This window comes from Paenibacillus sp. UNC499MF (genome assembly GCF_900107975.1).
Classification (GTDB): Bacteria; Bacillota; Bacilli; order Paenibacillales; family NBRC-103111; genus Paenibacillus_F.
The window spans coordinates 25,799-41,314 of record NZ_FNVF01000017.1 but is presented as its reverse complement, the minus strand read 5'-3'; the positions used below and the strand labels follow the sequence as shown (position 1 = coordinate 41,314).

Here is a 15,516-nt window from a genome sequence, read left to right as displayed (position 1 = left end):
GGGGAGCATGACTAGTGTTTCTCTGAACTCCCTCGTTTATAGGCCGTGCCTGTCTTAAGTTCTGAGAAACAATACCCGCAATCAGGCTCTGCTGAATCTGGCGGCTGCGGATGTACCGTGCGCTTGTTCCATAAGGGCGGCTCCTTTCTTGTCGTCTCTTCGGCCGGAAAAAGACCGTAAAGGCTCTAGTTCGTTCTTTTCGCCGCTGTCGGCGCAAATCCTTGCCTGACCGCCGAAACGGGGAGATTTAATACGGGGAAAACATTCCGCGAAACTTTTACACAAAATTAACAAAGCAAAAATACAGCGCAAACATGCCCCCTGAATAACCCTTGTACAATAGAGATATAGAAATCGCAGAAAAAATGGGAGCTGGGGTTCCGTGGAAAACAATCACAAGCCGGAAGGCGCTAAAAGCAATGATTGCTATAAGTATGTAAACCGTGATTTGAGCTGGATCGAGTTTAACCGCCGCGTGCTGGAGGAAGCGCAGGACCCGACGGCTCCGCTGCTGGAAAGAGCCAAGTTTTTGTCCATCGTGTCCAGTAATCTCGATGAGTTTATGAGTGTAAGGGTAGCGGGAATTCTGGATCAGATGAAGGCCGGCTATCATAAAAAAGATTTTACCGGCTATACGCCGTCCGGTCTGCTCAAGCGCCTGTTAAAGAGAGCGAACCGCATGGTGGCCGACCAGTATAAAGCTTTTCGCGATTTGACCCGCCAGCTGGCCCGTGAAGGGATTTTTTTTCCTTCTTACGACGAGCTGAACAGCACGCAGCAGAAGGAAATGGACACCTATTTTCACGAAATCGTGTTTCCCGTGCTGACGCCGATGGCCGTAGACCAGAGCCGGCCTTTTCCGCTGGTGCATACGCAGTCCAATTATTTGGCCGTCGTTCTCGAAAGCTGCGTGCCGACGGATCTACGCACCTATTTTGCGATTGTGAGAGTTCCGCATAATTTGGGCAGGCTTGTCCGGGTACCCGTGCGTACCAACAGCAAGAAGCTGGAATTTATCCGGATGGAAGAGCTGATCAAGCATCATATCGAGTCTCTCTTCAGCGGATATAAACCGATTGCCGTCAACGGGTTCCGGCTCACACGCAATGCGGACCTGACTTTGAACGAGGAAGGCGCGGAGGATCTTCTGGAAGAGATCGAGAAAGAGCTTAAGCAGCGCAGATGGGGAGCGCCTGTCCGGCTGGAGGTGGAGAAAGGAATCCATCCTTACGCCCTGGAGCTGCTGCGCGATGAATTTGAAATCGGAGAAGGCTGTTTCGAAATCGACGGCCCGATCGATTTGACGTATCTGATCAAGCTTCCTCAGCTGGTCGGCGGGCGCGCTCATTTGTACTATCCCGCATTGGAGCAGGTTTACGCGGAAGAGTTTGAGCATACGGACGACTTTTTCGAGGTGATCCGGGAGAGAGATGTGCTGCTTTATCATCCGTACGAATGCTTCGATACGGTGGCGGATTTTATTTTGCAGGCGTCCGACGATCCTTACGTGCTTGCCATCAAAATGACCTTGTACCGCGTAAGCGGCAATTCTCCGCTGATTGGGGCGCTGGCCAGAGCGGCGGAATCGGGCAAGCAGGTGACGGTCGTCGTCGAGCTTAAAGCCCGGTTTGACGAGGAGCGGAATATCGCCTGGGCCAGAAAGCTGGAAAAGGCGGGGTGCCACGTCGTGTACGGTCTGGTCGGCCTCAAAACCCACGCGAAGATCACGCTGGTCGTCCGGCAGGAGCAGGATGGCCTCCGCAGATACGTTCATGTCGGCACGGGCAACTACAACGACAGCACGGCCAAGCTGTACACGGATGTGGGCTTGTTCACAAGCCACCAGGTGATCGGGGAGGACGCTTCGGCCTTGTTCAACGAAATGACCGGCTATTCGTCGCCTCATGACTGGCAGGCGTTTATCGTCGCTCCCGCGGACATGAAGACTCGTCTTATCGAGCTTATCGAGCGGGAAGGGCGCCACGCGCTTGCGGGCAAGCCGGCCCGTATCGTGGCCAAGATGAACTCGCTTTCGAACCAGGAAGTGGTGGACGCGCTGTATGAAGCTTCGCAGGCGGGCGTAAAGATCGATCTCATCGTGAGAGGGGTCTGCGTCCTGCGTCCCGGGGTGCCCGATCTGAGCGAAAACATCACGGTACGCAGTATCGTCGACCGTTTTCTGGAGCATTCGAGACTGTACTGGTTCGAAAACGGGGGAAGTCCCGACGTCTACTTGTCGAGCGCCGACTGGATGACCCGCAACTTAACGCGGCGGATTGAACTGATGTGTCCCGTCAGGGACGAGGAGCTGCAGCAGAGTGTGATCAATCTGCTTGAATTGTGTCTCCGTGACAATGTAAAAGCCCGCTTTCTGCAGCCCGGGGGAACTTATATCCGGGCGGCCGAAAACGGGCCCAAGGTGAGAAGCCAGTTCGATGCCATGACGATCAGCCGGTGGAAAGTGCGGAAGCGTGAATATATGCGGTAAATGACCAGTATTTACCGGTCTCCTCGGCGGTTTCTTCGATCGTTCCGATTTCAGACGGGTCCGGCTCTTTACAGAGCAGATGCAGATGCAGCTCGCCCGGAGCGGAACGCACGTCCAGTTCGGCGATGTTTCCGTTCTCCCCGTAATCCAGGGAGGTGGCCAGGCGGAGAAGAGAGCCGAGCTTGGCCGCAATGTCTTCATCGGACCTGTTCAGCACGCTTGCGTATGGAAGCGCCTGCTGACGGGTCCGGTTTTTGTTTTTGAAAGTGGCGATCAGGGCGCAAAGCACGAGCTCACGGTGGGTCAGCCCGTCGATGCGGGATTCCGTGATGAGATGGAACGTATGACGCCAGTGCTGGTAGCTGCTTACCGTGTAGCCGATCCGCTGCAGCAGCGCTGCGGCGTGAAGAAGCGAGCGGTGGCGCGGCTGCAGCCCGGGCTCGTTATCCGCCAGCGCGTCATAGAGAGCTGCGGCGTGCGCGGCCGCCCGGCGGAGATGGTCGTGCGGCAGAGGCGTATGCAGCTTCAGCATGTTCTCCACGCTGAATTCGAGCACATCGGTGACGGGCAGTCTGGCGGGCATGGCCGTTTCGAAGAACAGGCCGTCGCGAAGCCCCGCGCTGCTCACGATAATACGCGAAGCGGACGTTTGCCGGAATACGGAGTGAAGGAGGACGACTCCGGCAACAATAATATCGGCGCGTCCTTTGGACAGGCCGTCGAGCTTTTTGCGCTTCTCCACGGGAAGGGACGGAAGAAGGTCCATGTAGCTCTGGAGATCGCTTTCCTCCAGCTCGTAGTTATGCATCACCGGGAGCGGGTAATCGACGCGCTTCTGATTGAGCTTCGCCAGCGCCCGTCCGGCTCCTCCCAGGCTGACCAGGGGAAGATCCGCGTGTTCCCGGATCCAGGGGTGAAGGTCGACCGTATCCCGGACGAGTGCCTTAAGCGCCTCGATCCGTTCCGGCCGGACCACTCCGCCCGTGGTGTACTCGCGGGCGGCCGTCACGGCTCCGAACGGGAAGGAAACGCTTTTTACCCGCTTCCGGTCGAGGAAAAGGGTAATCTCGGTGCTCCCGCCGCCGATGTCCACGATGAAGCCGTCCCGGACGTCGAGCGTGCTGACTACGCCTTGAAATCCGAGGCGCGCTTCTTCTTCGCCGGAGAGGATGTCGATGACGATGCCGGAACGCTCCGCAAGCTCCCGCGCGATGTCATCGGCGTTGGCGGCGTTGCGGATGGCGGCCGTCGCGGCGGCTTTCACCGAATCGACGGAGTAGGCGGCGCAGATCCGTTTGAAACGGCGCAGCAGCGGCACGACGGACAAGATGCCTTCGTGCGTCATCGCCCCGTCTTCGCCGATGCGCTCGGACAAGCGTGCCGTTTCTTTCGTTTCATGCAAGATCCGGTAGGCGCCCTGGGGCGTTACCTCGTAAATGACCAGGCGGACCGAGTTCGATCCGATGTCGATAATAGCGTAGCGGCTGCTGTTCATATGCGTTCGGGCTCCTATAAACGGGAAAGTTTGTGAAAAATATGGTATGATGAATGAATGGCCGATTTTGCTTACTGCTCTGGTTCCTATTGTACCAATACCGAGTATAGACCACAAACCCGGCGAATGTACGCGAAACGTGCAAGAAAGTTTATTTATTGTACTGATAATGAAGTTTTATGGGCTTTTGTTTCACATAATGGTCAAAATCCTTTATTATTAGTAAGAAAGCTACCGCAGTTTTTGTCAATCCAGTGAAATAAGGAGAGGTTTCCATGACAGCTACCAAAGGCTTGGAAGGTATTGTTGCGACAACATCGTCGATCAGTTCCATCGTGGACGGTGTGTTAACTTATCGCGGATTAGATATCGATGATTTGGCTGAGAATGCCTCCTTTGAAGAAGTCATTTACCTGCTTTGGTTCGGCAAATTGCCCAACCAGGCCGAGTTGGACCAGCTCCGCAGCGATTTAAATGCGAGTTCTTCCATTCCGGATCAGGTTCTTGAACAAATTAAATTGTATCCTTCCGATACAAACGCGATGGCAGCGCTCCGTACGGCTGTATCCGCTCTTGCTTTGTATGATAAAGAAGCTAATGATATGAGCCGCGAATCCAACGTTCGCAAGGCGATCAAGCTTCAAGCCCAAATTCCGACGATTATCGCGGCGTTCGCCCGCATCCGTGAAGGCAAAGAGCCTCTCGCTTCCAAAGGATACCCGTCCCTGGCTGCGAACTTCCTCTATATGCTTACCGGAGAAGAGCCGGATGAAACCGCTATCACAGCTTTGGATAAAGCGCTCGTGCTTCATGCCGATCATGAGCTCAACGCTTCCACGTTCGCGGCACGCGTAACCGTGGCGACACTGACGGATATTTACTCCGGCATCACGTCCGCAATCGGTACCCTCAAAGGGCCTCTGCACGGCGGCGCGAACGAAGCCGTTATGGCGATGCTCGAGGATATCGGCGAAGTGGATAACGTCGTTCCTTACATCAACAAGATGCTTGAGAACAAAGAGAAGATCATGGGCTTCGGACACCGCGTATACAAGAACGGCGATCCGCGCGCGAAGCATCTGCAGAAGATGTCCCAGCAGCTGACGGAATCGACGGGACTTGGCAAGTGGTACCAAATGTCCATTCAGATCGACGAGCTGGTAACGAGCCTCAAAGGTTTGAAGCCGAACGTTGACTTCTACTCGGCTTCCGTTTACACCTCCCTGAAAATCCCTCGTGACCTGTTCACGCCGATTTTCGCCATCAGCCGCGCGTCCGGCTGGACCGCTCATATCTTGGAGCAATACGACAACAACCGTCTGATCCGTCCTCGTGCCGAGTACACAGGTCCTACGAATCAGAAGTACATTCCGATCGAAGAACGTTAATTAAGCAGGCCGGCAATGAAGACGGGCGGCAACGGGAGTAACGGCGGAGCCGTCCCCCGCCCGAACAATCCGGCTTTCTCTTTGCGTGCGCCCGCGTTTAAACCGGGTGCGCGACTATGATCTTATAATCGATTAGGAGGATTTTAACATGCCGAAATTTGAAAATTATGCACTGCCTACCGAAGGACAAGCGATTACGATTGAAAACGGTAAGCTGAACGTACCGAACAACCCGATCATCCCGTTCATCGAAGGTGACGGAACAGGTCCGGATATCTGGGCGGCTTCCCAGCGCGTTCTTGACGCGGCTGTAGAGAAAGCCTACAAAGGCGAGAAGAAAATCGCATGGTACGAAGTATTCGCCGGCGAAAAAGCATTCAACACCTACAACAGCTGGCTGCCGAACGATACGCTCGAAGCTATCCGCGAGTACATCGTAGCCATCAAAGGACCTCTGACTACACCGGTAGGCGGCGGTATCCGTTCCCTGAACGTAGCTCTTCGTCAAGAACTGGATCTGTACACTTGCCTGCGTCCTGTACGCTACTTCAACGGTGTGCCTTCCCCGGTAAAACACCCTGAGCTCGTTGACATGGTTATTTTCCGCGAAAACACGGAAGATATCTATGCGGGTATCGAGTATCAAGAAGGTTCCCCGGAAGTGAAGAAAGTAATCGAGTTCCTTCAAAACGAAATGGGCGCGAACAAAATCCGTTTCCCGGAAACTTCCGGTATCGGCATCAAGCCGGTTTCCAAAGAAGGTTCCGAGCGTCTGATCCGTGCGGCTATCGAATATGCAATTAAACACGGCCGTAAGAGCGTTACCCTCGTTCACAAAGGCAACATCATGAAATTCACCGAAGGTGCTTTCAAAAACTGGGGTTATGCCCTTGCCGAGAAAGAGTTCGGCGACAAAGTATTCACATGGACGGAATACGACAGAATCAAAGAAGAGAAAGGCACCGACGCTGCTAACCAGGCTCAAAAAGAAGCCGAAGAAGCCGGCAAAATCGTCGTAAAAGACGCGATTGCCGACATCGCCCTGCAGCAGGTCCTGACTCGTCCGACCGATTTTGAAGTTATCGCAACGCTGAACCTGAACGGCGACTACCTGTCCGACGCTCTGGCTGCACAAGTAGGCGGTATCGGTATCGCACCGGGAGCGAACATTAACTACATGACAGGTCACGCTATTTTCGAAGCCACTCACGGTACGGCTCCGAAGTATGCCGGTCTTGACGTGGTTAACCCGGGTTCCGTAATTCTGTCCGGCGTTATGATGCTTGAGCACCTGGGCTGGCAGGAAGCGGCAGACCTGATCTATAAAGGCATCGAGTCCGCAATCGACGCTAAAACCGTTACTTACGACTTCGCACGTCTGATGGACGGCGCGACTAAAATCAAGTGCTCCGAGTTCGGCGACGAAATCATCAAGCACATGGGCTAATTGTTTTACGAATAAGAAGGACCGGCCGGGCTTGCCCGGCTATTCCTTCTTATTCCCTTTCCGCTATCGCGGAGCAGCAGGTAAGGCTGTTTTTACATTTTCCTAAAAACATGCCCGCTTGTCCGAAGCGTGCAACAATAACCAGGAGGTAACTAAAAATGGCTATCCGTCGCAACAAAATTACGGTTGTAGGTGCAGGTTTCACAGGAGCGACAACGGCATTGATGCTGGCTCAAAAAGAATTGGGCGACGTTGTCCTCGTTGATATTCCGCAGCTGGAAAATCCGACAAAAGGTAAAGCGCTGGACATGATGGAAGCGAGCCCGGTCCAAGGGTTTGACAGCAACATCGTAGGCACTTCTTCTTATGAAGACGCTGCCGGCTCCGATATCGTCATCATTACGGCAGGCATCGCCCGCAAACCGGGAATGAGCCGTGACGACCTCGTGAATACCAATGCGGGAATCGTAAGATCCGTTTGCGAAAACGTAAAAACACACTGCCCGGATTCCATCGTTATCATCTTGAGCAACCCGGTCGATGCCATGACATACGTGGCTTACGAAGCACTCGGCTTCGAGAAAAACCGCGTAATCGGCCAATCCGGCGTGCTGGATACGGCTCGTTACTGCACGTTTATCGCGCAAGAACTGAACGTATCCGTAGAAGACGTTCGCGGCTTCGTGCTGGGCGGCCACGGCGACGATATGGTTCCGCTCGTCCGTTACTCCAACGTAGGCGGTATTCCGATCGAGAAGCTGATCCCTTCCGAGCGCATCGAGGCGATCGTTCAGCGTACACGCACAGGCGGCGGCGAAATCGTCAACTTGCTCGGCAACGGCAGCGCATACTATGCTCCGGCCGCTTCCCTGGTTCAAATGGCGGAAGCTATTCTGAAAGACAAAAAACGCATTATTCCGGCTATCGCTCTCCTCCAAGGCGAGTACGGCTACGAAAACTTGTTCATGGGCGTACCGACCCTGCTGGGCGCGGGCGGCATCGAGAAAGTATTCGAGCTGGAACTTACAGGAGAAGAGAAAGCGGCGCTGGATAAATCCGCGGATTCCGTCCGCAGCGTAATTAAAGTCGTAACAGGCGCTTAAATCAAGCGCGGTTGCCGCATATAGAGTCTGACAGATGAGAAAAGAGCCGTTCCGGCTCTTTTCTTCTGCCCGGATGTAATCGGGCCGAAATTCCGGAAGGAAGGGACTTATTGTGCTTCTCATGCAAACCCTGCTGTTTTTGCACGTAACGGGTGCTATCACGCTGGGCTTCTATTTGCTGCTTCCGCTTCTGCTCCAGAGCAGCCTTAAACAGCCCGCAGATGCCCGGCTGGGTCAGCTCAAGCTGATCCGGCATCTTAACCGGATCGGCCAGTGGGTTTTACTGGCCCAGCTTGCGACCGGCGGTTACCTGCTCAGCCTCGGTACCTACTCGGCAGCCTGGATAACGGTCGTCATCACGCTGTTCACTGTAGTCGGAGCCGCCGGCGGCATGCTCGGAGTGGCCCTCCGCCGCGTCATCAACGGGCGGAGCGAAGGGACGCGCGGGGCTTTCTGGTACAGCGCGGCTGCGGGACTGGCTTTTGTACTGCTGCTCGTGCTTAAGAAGTTTCCGCAGATATTGTGAGGCGGAGGCCAGCTGAGCGGCGGTACGCCGTTCCCGCCAGTACACAGCCGCTTCGGCGGCGCCGGGCATACAAAAACGAGCGGTCCGGATCTTAATCGGACAGCTCGTCTAGGGTTTTCTCCAGGCTCGGAGCGAGACGCGTCAGGAAGTATTCGACTTCCGGCATGTTCAGTTCCGTGATGGACTGCTCGATCTGCTTCTTGGCGGTGCCGAACTCGCGGTTGCCCGCCGACAGCTCGGCGGTGCATTTGAGATAGGCGTCAAGCAGATCCGCGGCTTTGACAATCCGCGCAAGCTCGGGATCGGCCGGGCCGAGTATAAGCGGCTCGTAAGCATGCCGGAGCTCGTCCGGAATCATCTGGACGAGCTTGTCGGCCGCCAGCTGCTCCAGCTCGCGGAAATTCCGCAGAATGTGCGGGTTGTGATGCTTCACCGGAGTAGGAATATCGCCGGTGATGACTTCCGTCGCATCATGGAACAAAGCCATGGATACGACGCGGTCGGTCGGCCAGCTCCGGCCGAACACCTCGTTGCCGATGGTGCAGAGCACGTGGGTGAGAAGAGAGACGTGGAAGGAATGCTCGGCCACGTTCTCCCGCACGGTGCTCCGCATCAGGCTCCATCTTTCTATGTAGCGCATCCGGTACAAGTAGGCGAAAAAATGATGTTCCATCTTAAGGCGTTCCTCCCTGATGACTCTTACTGTCTTGGGACGCCAGGATCCGGGGTTCCTGCCGCCAATATATTTGGCCGGTGGTCCGGTTGTAAGTGACCTCGCGTCCGAGCAGCCGCTGCAAATCGGACAAGCCGATGACGAGCTGGCCGTGCTCGCGGCGCACGGGTTCGGACAGTTCGACGGCCGAATCGGCGGATTTGAACCGGCGGCTGCCCACCGGACCCGATAAGACGCGGTCATCGGAGCGGATCGTTACCGACTGCCCGTCGTCGGTAACGGTACCTCCGAGACGGGCGACCGCCTCGGACAGACGCACGGTATCGGACATCTGCGTCCGGGCGACCGCCCGCCGTTTGAGCGTCGTATGCAGCCGTTCCGGCGTGATCCACGGGCTTCCCGCATTGATCCGCGGAATGTGCATCCGGTCGGCATCGCGCGTAGCCATCTGCGGGATGATCGTAAAGCCGTAGCGGAAGCCGGCTTTGCCGTACATCTCCGCGCCTTCGTCGGCAATGATGCCGTAAGGGTAGGCGACCGTGTCGACGGGAAGCTCCTGGAGCGGAGACAGGTTAGACGCGCAGGCGGCGGCATCGTTATAAATCCGGCTGCGGTACTGCTCGTCCGTTTCCGGAGCGCCGTTCACCGTTTCGCGTCCGACGAGGGCGGCTTCTCCGCTGTCCAGCTTGCGGTGGGAAGCGTTGGTGTGGCACTGATTACCGATGAAATTCGTCTCGTGCGACATCCGGATCAGTTCTTCCTTGGACATCGAAGGAATCATGGTCGCTTTGGGATCGGCCAGCGTCTCGGTAATGATGAAGTTGACGGCGGGAATTTTAAGCTCCTTCAGCACGGGATAGGCGTGCGAATACACGCTCTCGTAACCATCGTCGAAGGTGACGAGAACGGCATTGTCCGGGACGCTAGCGCCCGCCAGATACTGTTTGAATTCCTGCAATGAAATAAAATGATAGCCTTTGGCAAGCAAAAAATTCATCTGATCGCGGAACAGCTTGCTTGTAATGGTGCTGGTGCTGGTATCCTGATCGTGAATGTGGTGGTACATCAGGACGGCTACCTGATCTCTGTACCACAATTTGTACCGGTCCGCACCGGTCGGTATGAGCAGCGCGCCAAGCCCGAAAACGGCGAGCAGCAGCGCGCTCAGTAGTCTTTTGTACATGAATGCCATGCTCCTTGTATCATATTTCCGTGGTAACAAGCGGCGTGAACGGTGTGTTATAATTAAAGCATAGTAAGAATAACGATGACTACCACAGAAATCACGGTCTTACGGTTGTTTTGCAGTGACAAGAGGAGAGGAGAATAACACCATGCAGCATTTTCTACAAAGTGTTTACGATTTGATTGTGGAAACGTCCACTAACCTTCCGGCCGACGTCCGCCGGGCGATCCGCAATGCCCAGTCCCGTGAGGATGCGGGTACTCGCGCGGCGCTTTCGTTAAGCACCATTGCCCAAAATATCGAAATGGCGGAAGCGAACGTATCTCCGATTTGCCAGGATACGGGAATGCCTACGTTTATTATACACTGTCCGGTCGGAGCTGACCAAATCACGATGAAGCGGCAAATCCGCGAAGCCGTCGCCCAAGCGACCAAAGACAGCAAGCTGCGTACGAATTCGGTCGATTCCCTGACAGGCGCCAACACGGGCGACAATCTGGGCCCCGGAACTCCGGTTATTCATTTTGAACAGTGGGAACGCGGCGATATCGAAGTGAAGCTCATTCTGAAGGGCGGAGGCTGCGAGAACAAAAACATCCAGTACAGCCTCCCGGCGGAAATCCCCGGTCTCGGTAAAGCGGGACGCGATCTGGACGGAATCCGCAAATGCGTGATGCATTCGGTCTATCAGGCGCAGGGTCAGGGATGCAGCGCGGGTGTAATCGGAGTCGGCATCGGCGGCGACCGCACGACCGGCTACGAGCTGGCCAAGCATCAGCTGTTCCGTTCTCTGGACGATGTGAATCCGATCGAAGATCTCCGCAAGCTGGAAGACTATGTGTTGGAGAATGCCAACAAGCTGGGAATCGGCACGATGGGCTTCGGAGGCCAGGTTACGCTTCTCGGCTGCAAGGTAGGCGTGATGAACCGTCTTCCCGCAAGCTTCTTCGTTTCGGTTGCGTATAACTGCTGGGCCTACCGGCGCCAAGGAGTTGTCCTGAACGCCCAAACCGGAGAAATCCAGGATTGGGTGTATGAGCGCGGTTCCGACCAGCCGATGAACGAGGCGGCTCAGGCGGTGGATGCGGCGGAAGCTTCGCAGCCCGAAGCCGTAGCTGCCGCTCCTGATGCCGGCGCATCTGACGAGCGTCGTGAGATCGTTCTGCAAACGCCGATCAGCGAGGAGCAGATCCGTCAGCTGAAAGTGGGCGACGTGGTCATCATCAACGGAACGATGCATACCGGACGCGATGCGCTTCATAAATATTTGATGGACCACGACTCGCCGGTCGATCTGAACGGTGCCGCCATCTATCACTGCGGACCTGTTATGAGCCAAGACAAGGCGGGCAACTGGAAAGTGAGAGCGGCCGGCCCTACGACGAGCATCCGTGAGGAGCCTTACCAAGGCGATATTATTAAAAAGTTCGGCATCCGCGCCGTCATCGGCAAGGGCGGTATGGGGCCGAAAACGCTGGCTGCCCTGCAGGAGCACGGCGGTGTTTATCTGAATGCGATCGGCGGGGCCGCGCAATACTATGCGCGATGCTTCAAGGAAGTCGAAGGCGTGGACTTTATGGAATTCGGGATTCCGGAAGCCATGTGGCATCTGCAGACCGAAGGCTTTGCGGCCATCGTAACGATGGACTCCCACGGAAACAGCCTCCATGCGGACGTAGAGAAAGATTCGCTGCAGAAGCTGGAGCAGTTCAAGGAGCCCGTTTTCGCCTAAGTTTACTTAGGGCCGGGCGATAGGCCGATTGCTCGCGTGGACAGGCGATTAGGCCAGCCGTTTCGTAGACGGGCAATGGGGCCGGTCGTTTGCGATACGCATGGACTCGGGCGATAAGACCGGTCGTTCGCGATAGGTGGACCATAAAGACGATCGTTCGTGAAAACGGACCTTCGTGCCGTTCGTATCAGAGGATAGAGCGATTTGTCCATGCGGATTTTAAAAATTTCATAAACGCACTTATATCGCGGGTGGAAGCCTTGAGCCCGCCGGGCCGGAGGCGGAAAGCCTCCGGTTTTTTTACATGCTTTTTAACGGCGTTTTCGCGTATTCCTTTACATAATCTTTACTTTTTTTACGTGCCGGGGAAGCGTACACTAAGGATTGATCTCCTGAAGAAACCCGTTAAGATGACCTCATGTTTGGAGTGAAGGTAAACTTATGCTCAAATTCAGAGCCCGTTTGACGCTGATCCTCATGCTGATGATCGGTATATCCATGCTGATCGCCGGTATCTTTATGGCGAAGCTGCTGGAGGATTCACATATCAAGGAGCTGGAATCCAATCTGGTGCGCGAGCTCCGCGTGATCGAAATGACCGGCGACTGGAACAAGGCCGGGGATTCGGCTTTTCTTGTGCCGTATTATACGTCTCAGACGAAACGGCTGAAGGATTTTACGGATGCGCGAGTGACTTATGTCCGGGAAGACGGAAAGGTGATGGGAGATTCGGACGAAAATCCCGAAGAGATGGACAACCATGCGGGCCGCAGCGAGATTCAGCAGGCAAAACGGGACGGCGTCGGATACGCGATCCGGTACAGCGACACGCTGAAGCGCAATATGCTCTATGCGGCGATTCCGGTGCAGACCGCGGGCGGTGAGAAGTCCGGCTATCTTCGTATGGCCATGAGTCTCGAGCAGGTGGAGAAGACGATCCGCCATTTATGGCTTTTCCTGCTTATCGGTCTGGGCATTCTGTTCCTTATTGCGGGTGTGACCAGCTACCGGATTGCCAGCGGGCTGACCCGGCCGATCGAGAATATAACGAATGTGGCGAAACAGATTACAAACCGCAACTATAAAGCGCGTGTGGAAACGAAAAGCCTGGATGAAGTAGGCCAGCTCGGACAGGCCATCAACCGGATGGCGGACAGTCTGCATATGCAGATGAACCGCATTCTCGAGAACGAAGGCCGTCTCAAAGGCGTGCTGGAGAATATGGGAAGCGGGATTCTGATGGTAGACCGCGATCAGCGGATCGTGCTCGTCAACCGTTCGGCCGAAGATATTCTCGGTTTTTCTTCCAATGAATTATACGGAAAAAAATACGATGAAGCGAAGCAGCAGTTCGAGCTGACTCGGCTTATTCAGGAATGCATCGAAACGAACGAGCATATCCGCGAGGAAATTATTTTCTACTATCCGTCGGAACGGATTCTGGAAATCAATCTGAGTCCGATCTCACAAGCGGACGGCGAATGGTCGGGCGTGCTCGTCGTGCTGCACGATATTACGGCGATGCGGCGGCTGGAGCGGATGCGCAGCGAGTTTGTGGCGAATGTGTCCCATGAGCTGAAAACGCCGATTGCCGCCGTCAAAGGGTTTTCCGAGACATTGCTGGCGGGAGCGCTGGACGACAAGGAAACGGCGAGGTCGTTCCTGCAAATTATTTTCGATGAGAGCGAGCGGCTGAACCGGCTGGTCGGCGATATTCTGGAATTGTCCAAAATCGAATCGAAGCGCATTCCGCTGCAGTTGTCGCCGACTCATCTCCAGAGCATCATTCAAAAATCGCTTCATATGATGGAAGCGGAGGCGGACAAGAAGAAGATCGCGCTCAGCATGAATGTGGATGAAGCGTTGTTTCTGGAAGCGGATGAGGATCGGCTGAGGCAGATTCTGATTAATCTGATGGCGAACGGGATCAACTACACGCCGGAAGGCGGCCGGGTATCGGTTGCGGCCGAGCTTGCGGGATCGGGAGCCGATGGTGAGGATGAGCGGATCCGGATTTCCGTTAAGGATACGGGGATCGGGATTCCGAAAAAAGACCTTCCGCGAATTTTCGAGAGATTTTACCGGGTGGATAAAGCGCGTTCCCGCAGTTCAGGCGGAACCGGACTCGGTCTGTCGATTGTGAAGCATCTGGTTGAAATGCATCACGGAACGATCCGGGTCGAGAGCGAGGTCGGTTACGGGACGGAATTTATTATCGAGCTTCCGGTTATTCACCCGTAACGGCGGCGGATTTCGTTTTTTGGACAAGTTTACGCGGCGTTAATATTTTATTTACATTCGATTTACATTCCACTGCTATGATAAACTTAAGATAGTAGTATAAGACGTTCAAGCGTGGGGGACACGATGTCACAAAAAATTCTGGTTATCGAAGACGAGCCTACGTTAGCGAGGCTGCTCTCTTATAATTTGACGCAGGAAGGCTACGAAACGAAGGTCGTGGATCACGGGGGAGACGGCCTTCAGGCCGCGATGCAGCAGCCGTACGATCTGATCATTCTGGACATTATGCTTCCGGGGCTGAACGGATTCGAGGTGTTGTCCAAGCTGAGGCAGAAGGGCAATGCGACGCCCGTGGTGATTTTGACGGCCCGTAATGCGGAGGAAGAAGTCGTGCAGGGGCTGAAGCACGGCGCCGACGACTATATTACGAAGCCGTTCGGCGTCGCGGAGCTGCTCGCGCGGGTGGCGGCGGTTTTGCGCCGCACGCAGGCGGACGAGCCCGGCGGCGACGGCAAAAAGTCGACCGACAAGGTGATCGCGGTCGGCGATCTGCAAATCTTCCCGGAGAAGTACGAAGTATATCTCGGGGAAGAATCGATCCCGCTGCGCCCGAAGGAGTTCGAGGTGCTGCTGTATCTCGTGCAGCGGCCGGGAGTCGTGATTACGCGGGATGACCTGATGAACATCGTCTGGGGCTTCGATTATATCGGAGGCCAGCGGACGGTGGATGTTCACGTAAGCTCGCTGCGCAAAAAGCTGGAGATGAACCAGCAGTCGGTTCAGATCGAATCCATCCGCGGCGTAGGGTATAAGCTCGTCGCCCATCAGGGCCGCAAGGTGTAAACATGACCGGCGCGGTTCAGTGCCGCCGGTCTTGGGATCGCGCCGCGCGAGCGAGCGATGGCGCGCCCGATACGGAAAGCCCCGGGTTATTGCCGGGGCTTTTCCGCGTGGCGGCGCAGCAGGAACAAAAGGCAGGCCCATTTGTGGGACCTGCCTTTTGTTCGGTTTGTTGCGGCGGCGCTGCCGTCTTGCGGGCGCAGCGGGAAGCGGCAAGCAGGCGTGCACCATCCGGGCACGGCGAGCAAGGCTGCTGCCGCGCGGGAGTACGCGGCGCTTCGCGGACGCAGCCGGGAAGCGAGAAGCAGGCGTGCGCCATCCGGGCACGTCGAGCAAGGCGGCTGCCGCGCGGGAGTGCACGGCGCTTCGCGTACGTAACCGGGAAGCGAGAAGC

Annotated in this window: 12 protein-coding genes; 9 read left to right on the top strand and 3 right to left on the bottom strand. The window is 55.6% G+C overall.

The window, feature by feature from the left end; genetic code table 11:
• Positions 1 to 382 precede the first annotated feature (382 nt).
• The gene (gene ppk1 / locus C4S74_RS23235; RefSeq protein ID WP_103997712.1) at positions 383 to 2,488 is read left to right on the top strand and encodes a polyphosphate kinase 1; all 2,106 of its coding nucleotides are present in this window, start codon (positions 383 to 385) and stop codon (positions 2,486 to 2,488) included.
• Here the strand turns inward: ppk1 and C4S74_RS23230 are convergent.
• The gene (locus C4S74_RS23230; protein ID WP_103997711.1) at positions 2,448 to 3,983 is read right to left on the bottom strand and encodes a Ppx/GppA family phosphatase; all 1,536 of its coding nucleotides are present in this window, start codon (positions 3,981 to 3,983) and stop codon (positions 2,448 to 2,450) included. The genes ppk1 and C4S74_RS23230 overlap by 41 nt on opposite strands.
• Positions 3,984 to 4,258: 275 nt before the next feature.
• On the opposite strand from C4S74_RS23230, the gene citZ reads away from it, so the two are divergent.
• The 4 genes from citZ (at position 4,259) to C4S74_RS23210 (ending at position 8,447) form a co-directional block, all read left to right on the top strand.
• Complete coding sequence (gene citZ / locus C4S74_RS23225) at positions 4,259 to 5,371, top strand: citrate synthase (protein ID WP_103997710.1); 1,113 nt, start codon at positions 4,259 to 4,261, stop codon at positions 5,369 to 5,371.
• A 148-nt stretch (positions 5,372 to 5,519) separates the two neighbouring features.
• Entirely contained in the window at positions 5,520 to 6,818 is a 1,299-nt protein-coding gene (gene icd, locus C4S74_RS23220; protein ID WP_042231152.1) for an NADP-dependent isocitrate dehydrogenase, read from the top strand.
• Positions 6,819 to 6,976: 158 nt separating this feature from the next.
• Positions 6,977 to 7,921, top strand: coding sequence for a malate dehydrogenase (gene mdh, locus C4S74_RS23215; RefSeq protein ID WP_103997709.1), 945 nt, complete (start codon positions 6,977 to 6,979; stop codon positions 7,919 to 7,921).
• Positions 7,922 to 8,042: 121 nt separating this feature from the next.
• Complete coding sequence (locus C4S74_RS23210; RefSeq protein ID WP_103997773.1) at positions 8,043 to 8,447, top strand: hypothetical protein; 405 nt, start codon at positions 8,043 to 8,045, stop codon at positions 8,445 to 8,447.
• Between the two features lie 91 nt (positions 8,448 to 8,538).
• Here the strand turns inward: C4S74_RS23210 and yfbR are convergent, their stop codons facing one another.
• Both yfbR and C4S74_RS23200 read right to left on the bottom strand, forming a co-directional pair.
• Entirely contained in the window at positions 8,539 to 9,120 is a 582-nt protein-coding gene (gene yfbR / locus C4S74_RS23205) for a 5'-deoxynucleotidase (protein WP_103997708.1), read from the bottom strand.
• Between the two features lies 1 nt (position 9,121).
• Positions 9,122 to 10,303 carry a polysaccharide deacetylase family protein gene (locus C4S74_RS23200; RefSeq protein WP_103997707.1) on the bottom strand — a complete coding sequence of 394 codons (1,182 nt, stop codon included), beginning with the start codon at positions 10,301 to 10,303 and terminating at the stop codon, positions 9,122 to 9,124.
• Between the two features lie 151 nt (positions 10,304 to 10,454).
• On the opposite strand from C4S74_RS23200, the gene C4S74_RS23195 reads away from it, so the two are divergent.
• The 4 genes from C4S74_RS23195 (at position 10,455) to C4S74_RS26720 (ending at position 15,500) form a co-directional block, all read left to right on the top strand.
• A complete protein-coding gene (locus C4S74_RS23195; RefSeq protein ID WP_103997706.1) occupies positions 10,455 to 12,038 on the top strand; it encodes a fumarate hydratase in 1,584 nt (527 codons plus the stop codon).
• Between the two features lie 441 nt (positions 12,039 to 12,479).
• On the top strand, positions 12,480 to 14,279 hold the full coding sequence (gene pnpS, locus C4S74_RS23190) for a two-component system histidine kinase PnpS (protein WP_103997705.1): 1,800 nt from the start codon (positions 12,480 to 12,482) through the stop codon (positions 14,277 to 14,279).
• Between the two features lie 126 nt (positions 14,280 to 14,405).
• A complete protein-coding gene (locus C4S74_RS23185; protein ID WP_103997704.1) occupies positions 14,406 to 15,125 on the top strand; it encodes a response regulator transcription factor in 720 nt (239 codons plus the stop codon).
• 219 nt (positions 15,126 to 15,344) lie between these two features.
• Positions 15,345 to 15,500 (top strand): hypothetical protein, encoded by a 156-nt coding sequence (locus tag C4S74_RS26720; protein WP_181024521.1) that lies wholly within the window; start codon positions 15,345 to 15,347, stop codon positions 15,498 to 15,500.
• Positions 15,501 to 15,516: the final 16 nt, after the last annotated feature.

Bases quoted from the DNA above. Each gene is read 5' to 3' on its own strand.
- C4S74_RS23230 (WP_103997711.1), bottom strand. From the start codon at position 3,983: ATGAACAGCAGCCGCTACGCTATTATCGACATCGGATCGAACTCGGTC.
- citZ (WP_103997710.1), top strand. From the start codon at position 4,259: ATGACAGCTACCAAAGGCTTGGAAGGTATTGTTGCGACAACATCGTCG.
- icd (WP_042231152.1), top strand. From the start codon at position 5,520: ATGCCGAAATTTGAAAATTATGCACTGCCTACCGAAGGACAAGCGATT.
- mdh (WP_103997709.1), top strand. From the start codon at position 6,977: ATGGCTATCCGTCGCAACAAAATTACGGTTGTAGGTGCAGGTTTCACA.
- C4S74_RS23210 (WP_103997773.1), top strand. From the start codon at position 8,043: ATGCAAACCCTGCTGTTTTTGCACGTAACGGGTGCTATCACGCTGGGC.
- yfbR (WP_103997708.1), bottom strand. From the start codon at position 9,120: ATGGAACATCATTTTTTCGCCTACTTGTACCGGATGCGCTACATAGAA.
- C4S74_RS23200 (WP_103997707.1), bottom strand. From the start codon at position 10,303: ATGTACAAAAGACTACTGAGCGCGCTGCTGCTCGCCGTTTTCGGGCTT.
- C4S74_RS23195 (WP_103997706.1), top strand. From the start codon at position 10,455: ATGCAGCATTTTCTACAAAGTGTTTACGATTTGATTGTGGAAACGTCC.
- pnpS (WP_103997705.1), top strand. From the start codon at position 12,480: ATGCTCAAATTCAGAGCCCGTTTGACGCTGATCCTCATGCTGATGATC.
- C4S74_RS23185 (WP_103997704.1), top strand. From the start codon at position 14,406: ATGTCACAAAAAATTCTGGTTATCGAAGACGAGCCTACGTTAGCGAGG.